Genomic DNA, 16,887 nt, shown 5'->3' with positions numbered 1-16,887 from the left:
CGTCACATCTTTACCTTGCCAGGAGGGCACGTGAAAAGACCCCTCGCCGCCGTCAGCGCAGCTCTGCTCACCAGCGGAATGCTGACCTGCGTCGCCACCGCAGCGCAGGCGGCCCCGGCCGCCTCCACCCCCGCCCCGAGCGCCGAGAGCCTGCTCCGCAGCAACCCCGGCGCCGTCCAGGGCACCAGCGGGGAGGCGTACCAGGCCGTCCGTACCAAGGTCGACCCCAACGGCGCGGCGCACACCCGCTACACCCGCACCTACCAGGGTCTTCGCGTCTACGGTGGTGACTTCGTCATCCACACCGCGCCCAACGGCAGCGTCGCCGGCACCTCGGTCGGCCTGGCCGCCCCGCTCACCCTCGGCACCACCGCGAAGGTCTCCCCGGCCGCCGCCAAGGCGACCGCCCGCAAGGCGTTCTCCGGCACGGTCACCGAGGCGGGCGCCCCGGAACTCTTCGTCGACGCCAGCTCCGGCAAGGGCCGCCTCGCCTGGGAGACCACCCTCTCCGGCTGGAAGGCCGACAAGCAGACCCCGTCGAAGCTGCACGTCATCACCGACGCCAGCACCGGCCGGGTGATCGGCTCCTACGACGAGATCGAGACGGTGGTCGGCAGCGGCCAGGGCATCTACACCGGCTCGGTCAGCATCGACACGACGCTCTCCGGCAGCACGTACCAGATGATCGACCCGGCGCACGGCAACGGCTCGACCTGCGACATGAACAACGGCACGTCGACCTGCACCACGTTCACCGACGCGGACAACGCCTGGGGCAACGGCACCAACTCCAACCGGCAGTCCGCCGCCGTCGACGCCCACTTCGGCGCCGCCAAGACGTTCGACTACTTCAAGAACGTGCACGGCCGCAACGGCATCTTCGGCAACGGCACCGGCGTGCCGAGCCGGGTGCACTACGGCAGCGCCTACGTCAACGCCTTCTGGGACGGCTCCCGGATGACCTACGGCGACGGCTCCGGCAACTCGCGCCCGCTGGTCTCGCTCGACGTGGCCGGCCACGAGATGAGCCACGGCGTCACCGAGAACGTGGTGCCGGGCGGGCTGACCTACTCGGGTGAGTCCGGCGGCCTGAACGAGGCCACCAGCGACATCTTCGGCAACATGGTGGAGTTCTACGCCGCCGCGCCGAGCGACCCGGGCGACTACCAGGTCGGCGAGAAGATCAACATCAACGGCAACGGCACCCCGCTGCGCTACATGTACAACCCGAACCTGGACGGCTCGTCCGACTCCTGCTGGACCACCAGCACCAAGAACAAGGACGTGCACTACTCGTCCGGCCCGGCCAACCACTTCTTCTTCAACCTGGCCGAGGGCACCGGCGCCACGTCGTACGGCACCTCGCCGGTCTGCGGTTCCGCCCCGGCGGTGACCGGCATCGGCCGCGCCAAGGCGGAGCTGATCTGGTTCCGTGCCCTGGACGTGTACTTCACCTCCAACACCTCGTACGTCAACACCACCACCCCGTCGAACACCGCCCGGGCCTACAGCCTCAAGGCGGCCACCGACCTGTACGGCAACTGCTCCACCGAGTACAAGGCCGTTCAGGCGGCGTGGACCGCGGTGGCCGTGTCCGGCAGCGACGCGCCCTGCTCGTCGACCGGTAACGACTTCTCCGTCTCGCTCTCCCCGACCTCCGGCTCGGTGACCGCGGGCGGTGCGGTCTCCACCACCGTCGCCACCGCGACCACCAGCGGCACCGCGCAGACCGTGACGTTCTCCGCGTCCGGCCTGCCGACCGGCGCGACCGCGTCGTTCAGCCCCGCCTCGGTGACCTCGGGCGCCTCGTCCACCCTCACCATCAGCACCTCGGCGAGCACCCCGGCCGGCAACTACACGGTGACGGTCACCGGCACCGGCGCGGTGGCGCACTCGGCCACCTACGCGCTCACCGTGAACGGCACCGGTGGCGGCTGCACCGGCGCCGGCCAGAAGCTGGGCAACCCCGGCTTCGAGTCCGGCAACACGGTCTGGGCGGCCAGCACGGGCGTCATCGGCCAGTACGGCGGCAGCGGCCAGCCCACCCACGGTGGCACCTGGAACGCCTGGATGAACGGCTACGGCAGCACCCACACCGACACGCTCTCCCAGGCGGTGAGCCTGCCGACCGGCTGCGCGTCGTACAACTTCAGCTTCTGGCTGCACGTCGACTCGGCGGAGACCACCACCGGCACCGCGTACGACACGCTGCGGGTGCAGGTGCTCAACTCCTCCGGGACGGTGCTGGCGACCCTGGCGACCTACTCGAACCTGAACAAGGCCACCGGGTACAGCCAGAAGTCGTTCTCGCTGGCCGCGTACGCCGGCCAGACCGTCACCCTGAAGTTCACCGGCGCCGAGGACGCCTCGCTCCAGACGTCCTTCGTGGTCGACGACACCGCGGTCAACGTCTCCTGACCTGAACGCCTCGTCGGCGGGCCCGGCGGTCACCCTCGTGGGTGGTCGTCGGGCCCGCGCCGTTATGGTCGCCGCACCGGCGACGGGCGGGCCGGTACGACGACGAGGGGGTGGTGGCGGTGTCGGACGCGGAGCTGACCGTCGAGGTGACCGGCGCGGTGGCGACGGTGACGATCCGCAACCCGGGTCGGCGCAACGCGATGACCCCGGCCATGTGGCGGCGGCTGCCGGTGCTGCTGGACGGCCTGGAGGCCGATCCGGCGGTCCGCGTCCTGGTGCTCACCGGCGCGGACGGCACCTTCTGTGCCGGTGCCGACCTCGGTGACCTCGACGAGCTGCTGGACGCCGGTGACGGCAGCATCGCCGTCGCCGCCGAGGAGCGGCTGGCCGCCTTCGCCAAGCCCACCGTCGCGGCGGTCGAAGGCCCGTGCGTGGGCGGTGGCTGCCAGCTCGCGGTCGCCTGCGACCTGCGGATCGTGGCCACGAACGCGCGGTTCGGGGTGCCGCCGGCCCGGCTGGGGCTGGTCTACCCGGCGCCGACCACCCGGCGGATGACCCGGCTGGTCGGGCCGTCCACCGCCAAGTTCCTGCTCTTCACGGCCGAGTTGATCGACGCCGAGCGGGCCCTGCGGGTCGGCCTGGCCGACGAGGTGGTCGACGACCTGGCGGGCCGGGTCGCGGCGGTCACCGCCGCCATCGCCGCGCGTTCCCAGCTCAGCGTCGCGGCGGCCAAGGAGATCGTCGACGACCGGGCCGGCCCGGCCCGGATCGCCTGGTGGCACCGGAAGGTGCGGGACAGCGGCGAGGCCCGCGAGGGGGTCGCCGCCTACCACGAACGCCGGCCGCCGGAGTTCGGCTGGTCACCGGCCGGGGATCGCTGACCGCCGGCTGACCGGCCCGGGATGTTCGGCCCGGTGCCGAGTGGTCGGGCCGCTGGTCGGGCCCGGCCGACGGTCACTGCCGCCTGGCCGACGGTCACTGCCGCCCGGCCGGCGGGCGCGGCGCGTCCGCCGAGGTGGCCAGGGTGAGCAGTTCGTCGACCGTCCACTGGTCGTAGCTGTGTGCGCCGTACCGGCTGGCGAGGACCCGGCCGTCCGGCGCGATGAGGAAGTCGGCGGGGAGCCCGAGCCGGCCGTGGGGCTGCCTGGCGGCGGGTGGGCGCTCCCGGCCGCGCAGCAGCCCCCAGGTGCTGCGCAGTACGGCGCGCAGGATCGGCAGCCAGGCCCGGGGGTCGAGCAGGGACCGGCGGGACGACTCGACGCCGAACTCGCGGTAGAGCCGCTTGTCGGGGTCGGCGATCAGCGTGAACGGCAGCTCGTTGGCGTATTCGCGCAGCTCGTCGGCGGGGGAGTGGAAGACCACCACCTCCCGGACGCCGGCCGCCTCGATCTCGGCGTGCCGCCGGACGATCGAGCGCAGGTGCAGGTGGCAGACGGGACAACCGGCGAAGCGGCGGAACTGGAGGTGGACCAGACGAGCCGGGTCGGGGATGGCGACGGGTGTGCCGGCCACCGGGTCGAGCCGGCGGCCGGGCAGGGTGGAGCCGGGGGTGAACGGGCGCGGCACGGTGCCTCCTGTCGTAGGCGTACGTCGTACTCCTACAGCTTTAGGCTTACGCTGTACGCTGTCAAGGCCATGCCTCGCCCCCGCTCTCTCGCCCCCGCCCAGCTCGCCTCCGCCGCCCTGACGGTGGTCGACCGCGACGGCCTGCCCGCGCTCACCATGCGCGCCGTCGCCAAGGAACTGGGCACCAGCCCGATGGCTCTCTACCGCTACGTCACCGACCGGGAGGAGCTGGCGGCCCTCGTCGTGGAACAGGTGCTGACCGCCGTCGACACCAGCCCGCCGGCCGGCGGGAACTGGCGGGAACGGGCCGCCGCGCTGGTCCACCGGATGCGGCGCGCGATCGGCGGACACCCGGCCGTGACGCCGCTCCTGCCCGCCCACCGGCACCGCTCGCCGACCGTGCTGCGCTGGACGGAGACGATGCTCGGCGTCCTCACCGACGCCGGCTTCGCCGGCACCCACCGGGTGGTCGCGCTGCGCGCCCTGCTCGCGTACACCGTCGGCGCGATCCAGCTCGAACACCTCGGCCCGCTCGCCGGAGCCGGCACCACCACGATGGCGGCGCTGCCCCCGGCGGACTTCCCGTACCTGGCGGCCACCGCCGCCGACGCCCGACTGGTCGGGCCGGACGCCGAGTTCGACGCCGGGCTGGACATCCTGCTGCGGGGAATGGACGACGGCGGGTGACGAGGGGCCGGCGGGCGCCGCGCCGGGGCGTACCCCGACACGGCCCCCTGTGCCCGCCGGCCGGTCTCCTCACCGCCCGGCGAGCGCCGCCCAGCTCGGCGTCGCCGGCTCCCGCCGCAGCGGCATGCCCGCCTCGGCCGGCGTCCGGTCACCCTTGCGCTGGTTGCAGGCGTAGCAGGCGGCGGTGGTGTTCCGCCAGGTGTTCCGGCCGCCGCGCGAGCGGGGCAGGACGTGGTCGACGGTGCTGGCCGACCCGCCGCAGTACGCGCAGCAGCGGGCGTCGCGGCGCAGCACCCCGGCCCGGGACCAGGCCGGCCCGGCGGTGAACCGCCAGCGGGTGACGACGTAGCGGACGAGCCGGACCACCCGGGGGACCGGGAAGACCCCGATCACCCGGTCCGGCTCGGCCTCGTGGATCTCGGCGACCCGGCGGCACAGCATCCGGATCGCGTGCTGGACGGTGACCCGGTGCAGCGGGCCGAGGTCGGCGTTGACGACGAGGACGGCGTCCACCGGGCGCTCCCTTCACGATCGGCGGTGGAACCGGCCCGGACGGCGAAAAGCCGCCCGGTCCGGGGTGGGACGGGCGGCTGGGCGCGTACGGGCACGCGTCAGTCGGGGTTCCCGCCTCCGGGGTCTTCGGCTCGGCGACCAGTGCCGGGCAGCGCCGACCACGCGCACGTGAGGTGCGACAACGACATGGCGGGCTCCCGGCTGGCTGGTTGACCTTGCGCGGATCACGGTAGGGCGGGGCGGTACGGAGGGCAACGCATTTCGATGCCCGCCCGCGCTCAGCGTCCGGCGAGCAGGCCGCGCGGCCGGACCGAGCGGACCGGCTCGGCGGCGGCCCCCTCGGCGCGCAGCACGTGGTTGGCGGCGATGATCCCGGTCGCCGCCGCCCGTTCCATCAACGCGCTGGGAAACTCGGTGGAGATGCCGTCCCCGGCCAGGTAGAGGCCGTCGGCGTCGGTGCGGACCCCGGGCCGGTCGGCGTGACTGCCGGGGGTGAAGGCGGGGGCCCGCGCCTCCACCCGGGCCCGCAGTTCGCGGACCCGCAGCCCGGCGACCTCCGGCCACAGCGCGGTCAGCTCGACCCGCATCCGTTCGGCCAGCTCCCCGGCCGGCACCCCCTCGTCGCAGGCGTACGCGTGCAGCTCCACCACCGAGCCGCCGGTCCGCTCCGCCCACCGGCGCGGCTCGTTCTCCAGCCGGTGGTACAGGGTCACCGAGTCCAGGGTGGGCTGACGGGACACCCCGCTGAACACCGCCCGGTCGGCCCGGACGTCCCCGTCCATCCAGTACCGCGCCACCGCGTACGGCGGGCCGGCCCGGCCGAACGCGGGCATCCGGGCGACCAGCCGGGGTGCCGCCGCGACCAGGCCGGGCGAGGCGGCGACCAGCGCGGCGAGCGCCGGGGGGTCCACGGCGAGCAGCAGGTGCCCGGCCCGGTGGGACGAGCCGTCGGCGGTGCCCACCCGCCAGCCGTCCGGACCCCGGTCCACCCGGGTGGCGGCGACGCCGGTCAGCACCCGGCCACCGTGCCGGTCCACGTGCCGGGTCAGCGGCTGCCAGATCGCCGTCGCGTAGTCCTCGTCGGGGCAGTCGAAGGCCAGCCCCTCCGGGTTGCCCAGCAGGTAGAAGTGGAACTGGGCGATCATCTCGGCGGCCGACATCTCCGCCTCACGGTTGAAGAACGAGTGCGAGAAGACCTCGAAGAGCATCGCCCGGGCCCGGTCCGGCAGTCGCAGCGAGCCGAGCAGCGCGTCGGCGGTGCGGTGGTCGAACTCGGCGTAGGTGCGCACCGGGTCGTAGCTGAGCAGCGGCAGCGCGGCCTCCCGGTCCATCCCGCGCAGGTCGGCCAGCCGCAGGCTGGGGCTGCGCAGCAGCAGGGCCAGCAGGTTCGCCGGCGGAGCCGGCGGCAGCCGGCCGAACTCCTCGGTGGGCCACTGCGCGGACAGGATCGGGTAGCCGGGGATCGGCTTGAGGAAGCCCAGTTCCGGGTCGACCCGGCGCAGGATCGACCGCCAGTTGTAGTACTGCCGGAAGAACGCGTGGAAGCCGTGCTCGTTGAGTTGGGTGCCGTCGGCCAGCGCCTCCGGCCAGGCGGCCAGCCGGCCGCCCACGGTCGGCGCGGCCTCCAGCACGGTGACGTCCACCCCGCGTTCGGCGAGCACCACCGCCGCCGACATGCCGGCGATCCCGCCGCCCACCACCAGCGCCGTGGCCGGGCCCGGCACCCGGGGGGCGCCACCACCGCCCGGGTCCACCCGGTGCTCGCGTACGCCGATGAGCCGGCCCAGTCGCTGCGACAGCGCCATGCGCACCTCCCCGCCGGACGGAACCCCAGTGTGCCGGGTCAGCCCGCGGGCGGCAGCAGGCAACGCCGGTCCCGGTCGGAGGCGGGCCAGACGTACTCCAGGTCGGAGGGGACGTCGCCGAACTGCGGCCGGTAGTGCTCGGGGTCCTTGCGCAGCAGCGACGAGCGGTGGCTGCGGTGCAGGTCGTCGCGGCCCAGCCAGGGTGGCAGCTCGCCGGCCTCGGCCAGCTCGGGCTGGCTGCGTACGACGGTGACGCCGCACGCGGCGGCCAGGTCGGTGACCAGCGTCGCGGCGCAGGTGTCGGCCCGGCCCGGCTCGCACCAGACCGTGCACACGTCCAGCCCGTACCGGGTCAGCGCCTCCTCGTAGCCGGCCCACATCTTCACCGCCGGGTGGTTACGCCAGCCGTAGTCCGGGCGGGTCAGCCCGCGTAGCACCTGGATCGTCTCCACCCGCTGCTTGCCCAGCCGCCGCTGGTCGAGGGTCCGGGCACTGGTCAGAAAGTCCGGGTACGGGAGAAACGTCTGCACGACACTGTTCTACCCGCCGCCGGGCCCGACATGCCGGCGTGATCCACAGGGCTGCGCCCGGTGCGACCGGCTGGCTACGATCCGGACATGGCCGAACCCCTGCGCGACCGCGCCCGGCGCGCGACGGGCTGGCGGTTGCGGATGAACGGCGACTCCCGCCCGCACTACGTGGTCTGCGGCAACGACCCGCTGGCGTACTGGGTGGTCCGGGCGTTGCTCGCCACCGACCTGACCCAGGGCCGGGTGCGGGTCACCCTGGTGGTGCCGGAGCGCCGCCGCTCCGAGGGCCCCGACGGCCGCGACCTCGACGGCATCCAGGTGGTCCGGGCCGACCGGCTCGACGAGGCCACCTTCCGCCGGGCCGGCCTGGCCGGGGCGGACGGGTTGGCCCTGCTGCACCAGGACGACGTGGGCAACATGCACGCCGCGCTCTGCGCGCAGGAGGTCGAGTCCCGGCTGCGCCTGGTCGTCCGGATGTTCAACACCAGCCTCGCCAACGGCGTACGGCAGCTCTTCCCCGACTCGGCGGTCCTCTCGGACGCCTCGATGGCCGCCCCGGCGTTCGTCGCCGCCGCCCTCGGGGAGGTCGCCCCCACCCACTTCCGGCACGGCGGCCGGACCCTCTACGTGGCCCGCCGCGACGACGTCCGCCCCACCGACGTGGTCTGCGGGCTGGCCGTCACCACCGATCCGGAGCTGGTCCGGGTGCTGCCGGCCGACGAGGCCGTGGCCGACGTGGTGCTCGCCGAGGCGACCGGCCAGCCGGCCGGCACCGAGCTGGCCGCCCGCCGGCTGGTCCGGGCCCGCCGTCGCCGGCGACCGCTCGCGGTGCTGCTCCGGGCGGTCCGCAGCTTCGCCACCCGCAAGATCGGCATCGCGGTGCTCACCCTGCTCGGGGTGATCGCGCTGCTCGGCTGGCTGAACGCCCGCGCGGTCGACGTGAGCTGGACGGAGGCGCTCTACCTGACCCTGGTCACCACGCTCACCGGCCAGGACCCGGACGTCGACAAACCAGCCGCCGCCCAGGTCATGCAGGTGGTGCTCAACCTGGCCGGGCTGGCGCTGATCCCGCTGATCACCGCCGTGGTGGTCGACGGCATCGTCAACGCCCGGCTGGCCCTGCACGCCGGCCGGGTCCAGCCGGAGCGCACCGGGCACGTGGTGGTGGTCGGGCTCGGCAACATCGGCACCCGGGTGATGGCCCAGCTACACGACTTCGGCGTCGAGGTGGTGGCGATCGACCGGAACGCGGAGGCGCGCGGGGCGGCGCTGGCCCGCCGGCTGGGCGTCCCGCTGATCGTCGGGGACGCGGCCCGCGAGGAGACGCTCCGCTCGGCCTCGGTGGGGCACTGCCAGGCGCTGGTGGTGGTCTCCACCGACGACGGGGTCAACCTGCGGGCCGCGTTGAACGGCCGGGCGCTCCTCCCGGAGCTGCGGGTGGTGCTGCGGCTCTTCGACGGCGACTTCGCCGAGCGGGTCCAGAAGGCGTTCGGCATCGGCATCTCGCGCAGCGTGTCGTACCTGGCCGCGCCGTCGTTCGCCGCCGCGCTGCTGGACCGGGCGGTCATCGCCACCATCCCCGTCGACCGGCACGCGCTGCTGGTGGCGGAGGTGCCGGTGGTGGCCGGTGCCCCGCTCGACGGCCGCCCGCTCGGCGCGGTGGCCCGCCCCGGCGAGGTCCGCCTGCTGGCCCACTCGCCGGCCGGGCAGAAGGCCGACTGGACGGCCGACCCCCGGATGGTGATCTCGGCGGGTGACCGGCTGACCGTGGTGGCCCGGCGGGCCGGGCTGAGCGCCCTGCTCCGGGAGACCACCCCGCCACCGCCGCCACCGCCGGCCGCCCCCCGGCAGCCACCCGCCGGCCCGCCGGCCCCGCCGACCCCGCGTGATCCGGAGGAGTGACTAGCGGCGGCGCAGGGCGTACCAGGCGGCGCCGAGGGCGAGCACGGCGAAGCCGGTGAGGACGCTGACCGTCGGCAGGCTGACCGCCAGCAGCAGGCAGCCGACCAGCCCCAGCGCGGCGAGCACCTGGACCGGCAGCCGCCGGTCGGGGTCGCGGCCCAGGGTCAGCGCGGCGGCGTTGGTGATCGCGTAGTAGACCAGCACGGTGCAGCTCGAGAAGCCGATCGCCCCGCGTACGTCGCCGACCGCGACCACCACGACCACCACGGCGGCGACCGCCAGCTCCGCCCGGTGCGGGACCTGGTACACCGGGTGTACGGCGGCCAGCGCGCCCGGCACGTCCCGGCGGCGGGCCATCGCCAGCAGGGTGCGGCCGACCCCGGCGAGCAGGGAGAGCAGCACCCCGGTCACCGCCACCGTCGCCCCGGCCCGGACCACCCAGGCCAGACCGGGCAGCCCGGCGACGGTCACCACGTCGGCCAGCGGCGCGGCCGACCCGGCCAGCCGGCCGGCCCCGAGCACCCCGACCGCGACCACGGCGAGGACCAGGTAGATCGCGAGCACCACGCCGAGGGCGAGCGGCACCGCCCGGGGGATGGTCCGCGCCGGGTCACGGACCTCCTCGCCGAGGGTGGCGATCCGGGCGTACCCGGCGAAGGCGAAGAAGAGCAGCCCGGCGGCGGTGAGCACGCCCCGGGCCGGGCCGCCGGAGTCGACGAGCCGGTCGAGCCGGACGTCCCCGGCGGCCAACCCGGTGACCGCGACCAGGGCCAGCACCGCCAGCACCACGACCACCAGGAGCCTGGTGGCGGCGGCGGTCTTGGCGATGCCGCGCAGGTTCACCGCGGTCACCGCCAGCACCGCGCCGACCGCGACCAGCCGGGCCTGCGCCGGCCACAGGTACGCCCCGATGGTCAGCGCCATCGCCGCGCAGCTCGCCGTCTTGCCGACCACGAACCCCCAGCCGGCGAGGAACCCGGCGAACGGGCCGAGCCGTTCCCGCCCGTAGACGTAGCTGCCGCCGGACTCCGGGTAGCGGGCCGCCAGCCGGGCCGAACTGGTCGCGTTGCAGAACGCGATGAACCCGGCCAGCGCGAGCGCCACCAGCAGCCCGGTGCCGCCGGCCGACGCGGCGGCCGGGGCGAACACCACGAAGACGCCCGCGCCGAGCATCGCCCCGAGCCCGATGACCACCGCGTCGGGTACGCCCAACCGCCGACTGAGTCGATCCACCAGGGCAGGTTAGGCGGTGGAGGTGAACGGGCGGCCCCGGTTCCGCAACCGGCCCGGCAACGGCACGTCGTCCCAGGGCACCCGGCGTAGCAGCCGGTCCAGCAGCAGCCCGAGCAGCAGCCCGGCGACGGAGTCGGTCAGCCAGTGCCAGCCGAGGTAGGTGGTGGTGGTCAGCACCACCAGCGGCGGCGCCACCCGGACGGCGGTGACCAGCAAGCGGGGCATCCGCCGGCCGACGGTACCCAGCAGCGGGGCGAGGAGCAGCGCGATCACCCCGTACCAGACGAGCGCGTTGGCCACGTGCCCCGACGGGTACGACTGGGCGTAGCCGACCGGCAGGTCGTGCTGGAACAGCGGCAGGGTCTGCTCCGGGGGCAGGAACGGCGGCTTGACGCTGGCGCTGGGCGCCGGGCGGGCGGTCCACACCTTCAGCGGGCCGATGGTCAGGTAGGTGAGCCCGAAGGCGACCACCGGGGGCAGCACCGGGCGGACCGAGCGGAGCCGGACCGCCAGCAGCACGCCCAGGGCGGCGGCCAGGAGCGTCAACGGGGTGCCCTGACCGAGGAGGTTCAGCGCCCGGGCGATCCAGTAGGCGGCCGTCGGCCGGTGCGCGTCCGCCCAGTCGGCCACCGCCCGGTCGATCCCGAAGAGGTGGTCGGTGGCGAGCGCCACGGTCAGCCCGACGAGGGCGGCGAGCAGGAGGCCGTCGTACCCCCAGCCGGCCGGGCGGACCGGCCTCCACCGCAGGTCGCCGCGTACCCTCGTGGTCCTCTCCCGCACGCGGTCACGCTACCGGCCGACTCGGCGGCCGTGCTGGCACGGCCCGGGGTCGATGTGTGTCGAGCCACGAAGGGAGGCGCGCGGCCGGGGGCACCCGGCACACTTGTCCCCGTGCGGATCACCTCGGCCCTCGTCGACCCGGCGCTGCTCGACCTGCCCTGGTCGACCCCGCTGGAGGAGTGGCCTGCCCGCCACCTGGTGGCGCTGCCACAGGGCATCTCCCGGCACATCGTCCGCTTCGTCCGCCTCGGCGACTACGTGTACGCCGTGAAGGAGACCGGCGAGCGGGTCGCCGAACGCGAGTACGACCTGCTCCGGGCGCTGGAGCGGATCGACTTCCCGTCGGTGGAGGCGATCGCGATCGTGGCCGACCGGCAGACCGACGACGGTGCCCCACTGGATCCGGTGCTGATCACCCGGCACCTCCAGTTCTCGCTGCCCTACCGGGCGCTGTTCTCCCGCACGCTGCGCCCGGAGACGATGGGCCGGCTGCTCGACGCGCTCGCCGTGCTGCTGGTCCGGATGCACCTGACCGGCTTCTTCTGGGGCGACTGCTCGCTGTCCAATACGCTGTTCCGCCGGGACGCCGGGGCGTTCGCCGCCTACCTGGTCGACGCCGAGACCGGGGCGCTGCACCGTGCCCTCTCCAACGGCCAGCGCGGCGAGGATCTGGAGATCGCCCGGGTCAACATCTTCGGCGAGGCGCTGGACCTCCAGGCGGCCGGGCTGCTGCACGAGTCGATCGACCCGGAGCTGGTCTGCGAGGAGGTCGTGCAGCGGTACGAGCGGCTGTGGCACGAGATCACCTACGAGCAGCAGGTCGAGCGGGAGGCCCGGCACGACATCGAGGGGCGGATCCGTCGCCTCAACGAGCTGGGCTTCGACGTCGCCGAGGTGGCCCTGTCGACGGTCGACAACGGTCGCTACCTGGTCCGCCCGAAGGTGGTCGACGCCGGCTACCACACCCGGCGGCTGATCCGGCTGACCGGCCTGGACGCCGAGGAGAACCAGGCCCGCCGGCTGCTCAACGACCTGGACGCCTATCGGGTGGAGAGCGACCTGACCGACGAGCAGCAGGCGGCGCACCGCTGGCTGACCGAGGTCTTCGAACCGGTGGTCCGGGCGGTCCCCGCGCACCTGCGCCGCAAGCTGGAGCCGCAGGAACTCTTCGCGCAGATCATCGAGCACAAGTGGCTGCTCTCCGAGCGGGCCGGCCGGGACGTGGGGATGGGTCCGGCGGTGCAGTCGTACCTGGCCGACGTGCTGGTGCACCGCCCCGACGAGCAGGCCGTCCTCGGCGTCGAGGTGCCCACCGCCTGAACCCTGCGCCCGAGGCGCGAGGCGTCAGTCCAGCCAGGTGCCGGCGCGCATCACCCGGACCACGTTCAGCTCGTCGTCGAGCACCACCAGGTCGGCGCGGAGGCCCACCTGGAGGGCGCCGACCCGGTCGCCGAGGCCGATGGCGCGGGCCGGGGTGGTGGCGACCGTCCGTACCGCGTCGGCGATCGGGATGCCGGCGTCGACGGCGTGCCGCAGCGCGGCGTCCATGGTGAGGGTGCTGCCGGCGATCGCTCCGTCGCGGGCCAGCCGGGCCACCCCGTCGGCCACGGTGACGGCCTGGCCGCCCAGCTCGTACTCGCCGTCGGGCATGCCGGCGGCGGCCATCGCGTCGGTGATCAGCGCGGTCCGCTCCGGGCCGGCCACGGAGGTGGCGAACGAGAGCATGCCGTCGTGCAGGTGCACCCCGTCGGCGATCAGTTCACAGACCACGTTCGGGGCGTCCAGCAGGGCCACCACCGGGCCCGGCTCGCGGTGGTGCAGCGGGCGCATCCCGTTGAACAGGTGGGTGCCGACGCTCGCGCCCGCCGACACGGCGGCCCGGGTCTGGTCGTACGTGGCGTCGGTGTGCCCGACGGCGGCGACCACCCCGTGCGAGGTGAGCAACTTGATCGCGTCCAGCGCGCCGGCCCGCTCCGGGGCCAGGGTGACCATCCGCACCGCCCCCGCCCCCGCCTCGATCAGCTCGGCCAGCTCGTCGGTGGACGGGTCGCGGAGGAACTCCGGGTTCTGCGCGCCGCACCGGGCCGCCGACAGGTACGGCCCCTCGAAGTGGACGCCGGCCAGCACGCCCTCGCGCACCAGCGGCGCGAACGCGGTGGTCGCCGCGCGCATCAGCGGGAACGGGGAGCTGACCAGGCTGGCCAGCAGCGTGGTGGTGCCGTGTCGCAGGTGGAAGGCGGCGGCCTCGCGGGCGGAGTCGGCGTCGCCGGTGGTGAAGGTGTGCCCGCCGCCGCCGTGGGTGTGCATGTCGACGAAGCCCGGGACGATCCAGTGCCCGTCGCGCTTCGCCGGGTACTCGGCGACGGCGGTGATCCGCTCGCCGGCCAGCTCCACGCACCCCTGCCGGACCACGCCGGTCGGGGTCACCACCTTGCCGGTCACCCGCAGGGCCATCATTTCTCCAGACTGTCGAGGGCGAGCAGGGCGGCGCCGAGGCAGCCGGCCTCGTCGCCGAGAGCCGCCGCGACCAGGCGCGGCTCGCGGTGGAAGGTCATCCGCTCGTGCAGGGCGGCCCGGAGCGGGCCGAGTAGCTGCTCGCCGGCCCGGGCCAGCCCGCCGCCGAGCACCATGGTCTGCACGTCGAAGAGCGCCTGGCCGGTGGCGAGCCCGTCGGCGAGCGCCTCGACCGCCTCCCGCCAGACCCGCCCGGCCAGCTCCTCGCCGGCCGCCGCCCGCCGGGCCACCTCGGCCGCGCTCACCGGATCGCCGGCCGGCCCCGTGGCGAGGCTCGCCTTGTCGGCCCGCTCCGTGGCGGTGCTCGTGCCGCCGGCCAGCTCCGCGTAGCGGCGGGCGATCGCCGAGGCGGACGAGACCGCCTCCAGGCAGCCGGGCCGGCCGCAGCCGCAGCGCGGGCCGTCGGGGCGTACCAGGATGTGGCCGATCTCGCCGGCGGCACCGTGCGCGCCGGCGGCGGCCGACCCGGCGACCACGTGCGCGGCGGCGATGCCGGTGCCGATGGCGACGAAGAGGACGTGCCCGGCGTCCCGGCCGGCGCCCAGTCGGGCCTCGGCGATCCCGCCCACCCGCACGTCGTGGCCGAGCGCCGCGGGCAGCGCGAGCCGCGTCGACACCAGGTCCCGCAGGGGTACGTCCCGGAAGCCGACGTTCGCCGACCAGACCGCCGTCCCGGCGGTCTCGTCGACCACCCCGGGTACGGCGACGCCGCAGGCCACCGGGGTCAGCCCGGCGGCGCGGGCCTTGCCGGCCAGTCCTTCGGCGACCTCCAGGACGGTCGCCACCACGGCGTCCGCACCGCGCCCGGCGTCGGTGGGGTGCCGTTCGGCGTGCACCACCCGGCCGTCCGGCCGGACCAGGGCGCACTTCATGCCCGTACCGCCGACGTCCAGCGCGACGACGACCGGGCCGTCGGCGGCGGGGCCGTCGGTCATGCGAGCACCACGGAACGGGTCAGGTGCCGGGGCGCGTCCGGGTCCAGGCCCCGGCTGGTGGCCAGGGCCACCGCGAAGCGCTGCGCCAGGATCAGGTCGGCCATCGGGTCGACCGGGGTACGCCCGGCCGCCCAGCTACCGAGCACCGTGTGGCACCCGTGGTGGCGGCTGTGCACGAACGCCGCGCCGGTGGCCGCGACGTCCTCCGGCAGCCCCTCGGGCAGTTCGCCGAACGCCCAGACCAGCCGGCCCGGGGCGGCGACCGAGATCGGGCCGTGCCGGTAGTCCATCGCCGGGTACGCCTCGGCCCAGAAGGTGGCCGCCTCGCGGCACTTCAGCGCGGCCTCCTGGGCCAGCCCGACCGTCCATCCCCGGCCGAGGAAGGTGACCTGGTCGATCCGGGCCGGGTCGAGCGGCAGTGGCGCGCGGACGGCGACCTCGGCGTCGGCGGCGAGGGCCTCGACGTTGTCGCCCAGGTGGGCGCGGAGCAGCGCGAGAGCGCTGGTGGCGAAGCGGGTCTGCACCACCGAGCGTTCGTCGGCGAAGGGCATGGCCACCGTGGCGTCGGCCAGCTCGGCGGCGGGCGCGGCGGGGTCGCCGACCAGGACCGTGGTGGGCACCCGGCCGCGCAGTGCGGCCAGCAGGTCGAGTACCTCGGTGGTGGTGCCGGAGCGGGTGATCGCGATCAGCCGGTCGTAGCGGCGGCCGGCCGGGAACTCGCTGGCCTGGAAGGCGTCGGTCTCACCGTGGCCGGCCCGCTCGCGCAGCCCGGCGTACGCCATCGCCATGAACCACGACGTGCCGCAGCCGACCACGGCGACCCGCTCGTCGGGGCGGGGCAGGCAGTCGGCGACGGCGCCGGCCAGCCGGGCCGCCTCCCGCCAGCAGTCGGGCTGGCTCGCGATCTCCGCGTCGACGTACGCCATGGGGAACTCCTCGTACCGGGGAGGCGGTGCGCAATACGGCTCATTACCACCGTCTTTCGCGCGTCATTCTGCGCGAGCCCGGGCGGCCGTGGCAACCGGCTCCCCGATCGCGCAGACCAATGTTTTGCGTCCGGCCAGTTTCGCGCACTACTGTGCACGCAATCAATCACCGTCCGTGCAGAGTCAACGGAGGCCCCGTCGTGGACCGGTACGCCAGGTGGAACGCTCTGCTCGAAATGCTGACCGACAACGGGCGGGTCAGCGTCGAGGAGGCGGCCGGCCGGCTGGGCGTCTCCCAGGCCACCATCCGCCGCGACTTCGACCAGCTCGCCCAGCAGCAGATGATCACCCGGACCCGGGGTGGTGCGGTCGCCAACGGCGTCTCGTACGACCTGCCGCTGCGCTACAAGACCGCCAAGCACTCGGCCGAGAAGCAGCGGATCGGGGCCGCCGCCGCCGCGCTGGTCTCCCCGGGCACCGTGGTCGGCCTCAACGGCGGCACCACCAGCACCGAGGTGGCCCGGGCCCTGGCCGTCCGGCCCGACCTGAACACCAACGCCGAGGGTGCCCAGCTCACCGTGGTCACCAACGCCTTGAACATCGCCAACGAGCTGCTGGTCCGCTCGCGGATGAAGGTGGTGGTGGCCGGCGGCGTGGTGCGGCCGAAGTCGTTCGAGCTGGTCGGGCCGCTGGGTGGCGCGCTGCTGCGCGAGGTGACCCTGGACGTCGCCCTGCTCGGGGTGGACGCGCTCGACCCGCAGTTGGGCGCCGCCGCGCACCACGAGGGCGAGGCGGCGATGAACAACCTGATGGTGGCCCGGGCCAAGCGCGTCGTGATCATCGCCGACTCCTCCAAGCTGGGTGGGCACGCCTTCGCCCGGATCTGCCCGGTGGACCGGGTGGAGACCCTGGTGACCGACTCCGGGGCGGCACCCGAACTGGTCGACGCGTTCCGCGCCGCCGGGGTGCACGTCATCTGCGCCTGAGTGACTCGTTGAGACACCGTCGGTAGCGGTCGACGCGCCGATGCATACCAGGTATTGCCGGACCGGGCATACCGAGTATGGTGACCGCTGTC

Annotated in this window: 15 protein-coding genes; 6 read left to right on the top strand and 9 right to left on the bottom strand. The window is 74.6% G+C overall.

Annotated features, from left to right (window positions below; translation table 11 throughout):
* Nucleotides 1-30 precede the first annotated feature (30 nt).
* Both ACIQG9_RS07830 and ACIQG9_RS07825 read left to right on the top strand, forming a co-directional pair.
* Nucleotides 31-2,418, top strand: coding sequence for a M4 family metallopeptidase (locus ACIQG9_RS07830; RefSeq protein WP_400399121.1), 2,388 nt, complete (start codon nucleotides 31-33; stop codon nucleotides 2,416-2,418).
* A 113-nt stretch (nucleotides 2,419-2,531) separates the two neighbouring features.
* Nucleotides 2,532-3,299 (top strand): enoyl-CoA hydratase/isomerase family protein, encoded by a 768-nt coding sequence (locus tag ACIQG9_RS07825; RefSeq protein WP_400399120.1) that lies wholly within the window; start codon nucleotides 2,532-2,534, stop codon nucleotides 3,297-3,299.
* Between the two features lie 94 nt (nucleotides 3,300-3,393).
* Here ACIQG9_RS07825 and ACIQG9_RS07820 read toward each other — a convergent pair whose 3' ends face one another.
* The gene (locus ACIQG9_RS07820; RefSeq protein WP_400399119.1) at nucleotides 3,394-3,984 is read right to left on the bottom strand and encodes a peroxiredoxin-like family protein; all 591 of its coding nucleotides are present in this window, start codon (nucleotides 3,982-3,984) and stop codon (nucleotides 3,394-3,396) included.
* 69 nt (nucleotides 3,985-4,053) lie between these two features.
* Between ACIQG9_RS07820 and ACIQG9_RS07815 the strand changes: the two genes are divergently transcribed.
* A complete protein-coding gene (locus tag ACIQG9_RS07815) occupies nucleotides 4,054-4,671 on the top strand; it encodes a TetR/AcrR family transcriptional regulator (protein ID WP_400399118.1) in 618 nt (205 codons plus the stop codon).
* Nucleotides 4,672-4,740: 69 nt separating this feature from the next.
* Here ACIQG9_RS07815 and ACIQG9_RS07810 read toward each other — a convergent pair whose 3' ends face one another.
* The 3 genes from ACIQG9_RS07810 to ACIQG9_RS07800 all read right to left on the bottom strand — a co-directional run bounded on the left by ACIQG9_RS07810 (nucleotide 4,741) and on the right by ACIQG9_RS07800 (nucleotide 7,519).
* A complete protein-coding gene (locus ACIQG9_RS07810) occupies nucleotides 4,741-5,184 on the bottom strand; it encodes an HNH endonuclease (RefSeq protein WP_400399117.1) in 444 nt (147 codons plus the stop codon).
* Between the two features lie 278 nt (nucleotides 5,185-5,462).
* On the bottom strand, nucleotides 5,463-6,989 hold the full coding sequence (locus ACIQG9_RS07805) for an FAD-dependent oxidoreductase (RefSeq protein WP_400399116.1): 1,527 nt from the start codon (nucleotides 6,987-6,989) through the stop codon (nucleotides 5,463-5,465).
* Between the two features lie 38 nt (nucleotides 6,990-7,027).
* Nucleotides 7,028-7,519: an MSMEG_6728 family protein gene (locus ACIQG9_RS07800; protein ID WP_400399115.1), complete on the bottom strand. Its 492-nt coding sequence runs from the start codon at nucleotides 7,517-7,519 to the stop codon at nucleotides 7,028-7,030.
* An 87-nt stretch (nucleotides 7,520-7,606) separates the two neighbouring features.
* On the opposite strand from ACIQG9_RS07800, the gene ACIQG9_RS07795 reads away from it, so the two are divergent.
* Nucleotides 7,607-9,421, top strand: a complete 1,815-nt coding sequence (locus ACIQG9_RS07795; protein ID WP_400399114.1) for an NAD-binding protein — start codon at nucleotides 7,607-7,609, stop codon at nucleotides 9,419-9,421.
* On the opposite strand, the gene ACIQG9_RS07790 is transcribed toward ACIQG9_RS07795, so the two are convergent.
* Both ACIQG9_RS07790 and ACIQG9_RS07785 read right to left on the bottom strand, forming a co-directional pair.
* Nucleotides 9,422-10,654 carry an APC family permease gene (locus ACIQG9_RS07790; RefSeq protein WP_400399113.1) on the bottom strand — a complete coding sequence of 411 codons (1,233 nt, stop codon included), beginning with the start codon at nucleotides 10,652-10,654 and terminating at the stop codon, nucleotides 9,422-9,424.
* Nucleotides 10,655-10,663: 9 nt separating this feature from the next.
* The gene (locus tag ACIQG9_RS07785) at nucleotides 10,664-11,401 is read right to left on the bottom strand and encodes a phosphatase PAP2 family protein (protein WP_400399294.1); all 738 of its coding nucleotides are present in this window, start codon (nucleotides 11,399-11,401) and stop codon (nucleotides 10,664-10,666) included.
* 144 nt (nucleotides 11,402-11,545) lie between these two features.
* On the opposite strand from ACIQG9_RS07785, the gene ACIQG9_RS07780 reads away from it, so the two are divergent.
* Entirely contained in the window at nucleotides 11,546-12,754 is a 1,209-nt protein-coding gene (locus ACIQG9_RS07780; RefSeq protein WP_400399112.1) for a DUF4032 domain-containing protein, read from the top strand.
* Nucleotides 12,755-12,778: 24 nt separating this feature from the next.
* Here ACIQG9_RS07780 and nagA read toward each other — a convergent pair whose 3' ends face one another.
* Genes nagA through ACIQG9_RS07765 form a run of 3 tightly spaced genes read right to left on the bottom strand, consistent with a single transcriptional unit; the run spans nucleotide 12,779 to nucleotide 15,809 of the window.
* Nucleotides 12,779-13,888, bottom strand: a complete 1,110-nt coding sequence (gene nagA, locus ACIQG9_RS07775) for an N-acetylglucosamine-6-phosphate deacetylase (RefSeq protein WP_400399292.1) — start codon at nucleotides 13,886-13,888, stop codon at nucleotides 12,779-12,781.
* Complete coding sequence (locus ACIQG9_RS07770) at nucleotides 13,888-14,883, bottom strand: ROK family protein (protein WP_400399111.1); 996 nt, start codon at nucleotides 14,881-14,883, stop codon at nucleotides 13,888-13,890. The genes nagA and ACIQG9_RS07770 overlap by 1 nt, the downstream gene beginning before the upstream one ends.
* Nucleotides 14,880-15,809 (bottom strand): SIS domain-containing protein, encoded by a 930-nt coding sequence (locus ACIQG9_RS07765; protein ID WP_400399110.1) that lies wholly within the window; start codon nucleotides 15,807-15,809, stop codon nucleotides 14,880-14,882. The genes ACIQG9_RS07770 and ACIQG9_RS07765 overlap by 4 nt, the downstream gene beginning before the upstream one ends.
* 200 nt (nucleotides 15,810-16,009) lie before the next feature.
* Between ACIQG9_RS07765 and ACIQG9_RS07760 the strand changes: the two genes are divergently transcribed.
* Nucleotides 16,010-16,795, top strand: coding sequence for a DeoR/GlpR family DNA-binding transcription regulator (locus tag ACIQG9_RS07760; protein WP_400399109.1), 786 nt, complete (start codon nucleotides 16,010-16,012; stop codon nucleotides 16,793-16,795).
* Nucleotides 16,796-16,887: the final 92 nt, after the last annotated feature.

Origin of the sequence: Micromonospora sp. NPDC092111 (assembly GCF_044755745.1) — a bacterium.
Taxonomy (GTDB): Bacteria; Actinomycetota; Actinomycetes; order Mycobacteriales; family Micromonosporaceae; genus Micromonospora.
This window is presented reverse-complemented; position numbering and strand designations above follow the sequence as displayed.

Excerpts from the sequence above, each read along its gene's own strand:
- ACIQG9_RS07815 (WP_400399118.1), top strand. The coding sequence starts at position 4,054 with ATGCCTCGCCCCCGCTCTCTCGCCCCCGCCCAGCTCGCCTCCGCCGCC.
- ACIQG9_RS07805 (WP_400399116.1), bottom strand. The coding sequence starts at position 6,989 with ATGGCGCTGTCGCAGCGACTGGGCCGGCTCATCGGCGTACGCGAGCAC.
- ACIQG9_RS07795 (WP_400399114.1), top strand. The coding sequence starts at position 7,607 with ATGGCCGAACCCCTGCGCGACCGCGCCCGGCGCGCGACGGGCTGGCGG.
- nagA (WP_400399292.1), bottom strand. The coding sequence starts at position 13,888 with ATGGCCCTGCGGGTGACCGGCAAGGTGGTGACCCCGACCGGCGTGGTC.
- ACIQG9_RS07770 (WP_400399111.1), bottom strand. The coding sequence starts at position 14,883 with ATGACCGACGGCCCCGCCGCCGACGGCCCGGTCGTCGTCGCGCTGGAC.
- ACIQG9_RS07765 (WP_400399110.1), bottom strand. The coding sequence starts at position 15,809 with ATGGCGTACGTCGACGCGGAGATCGCGAGCCAGCCCGACTGCTGGCGG.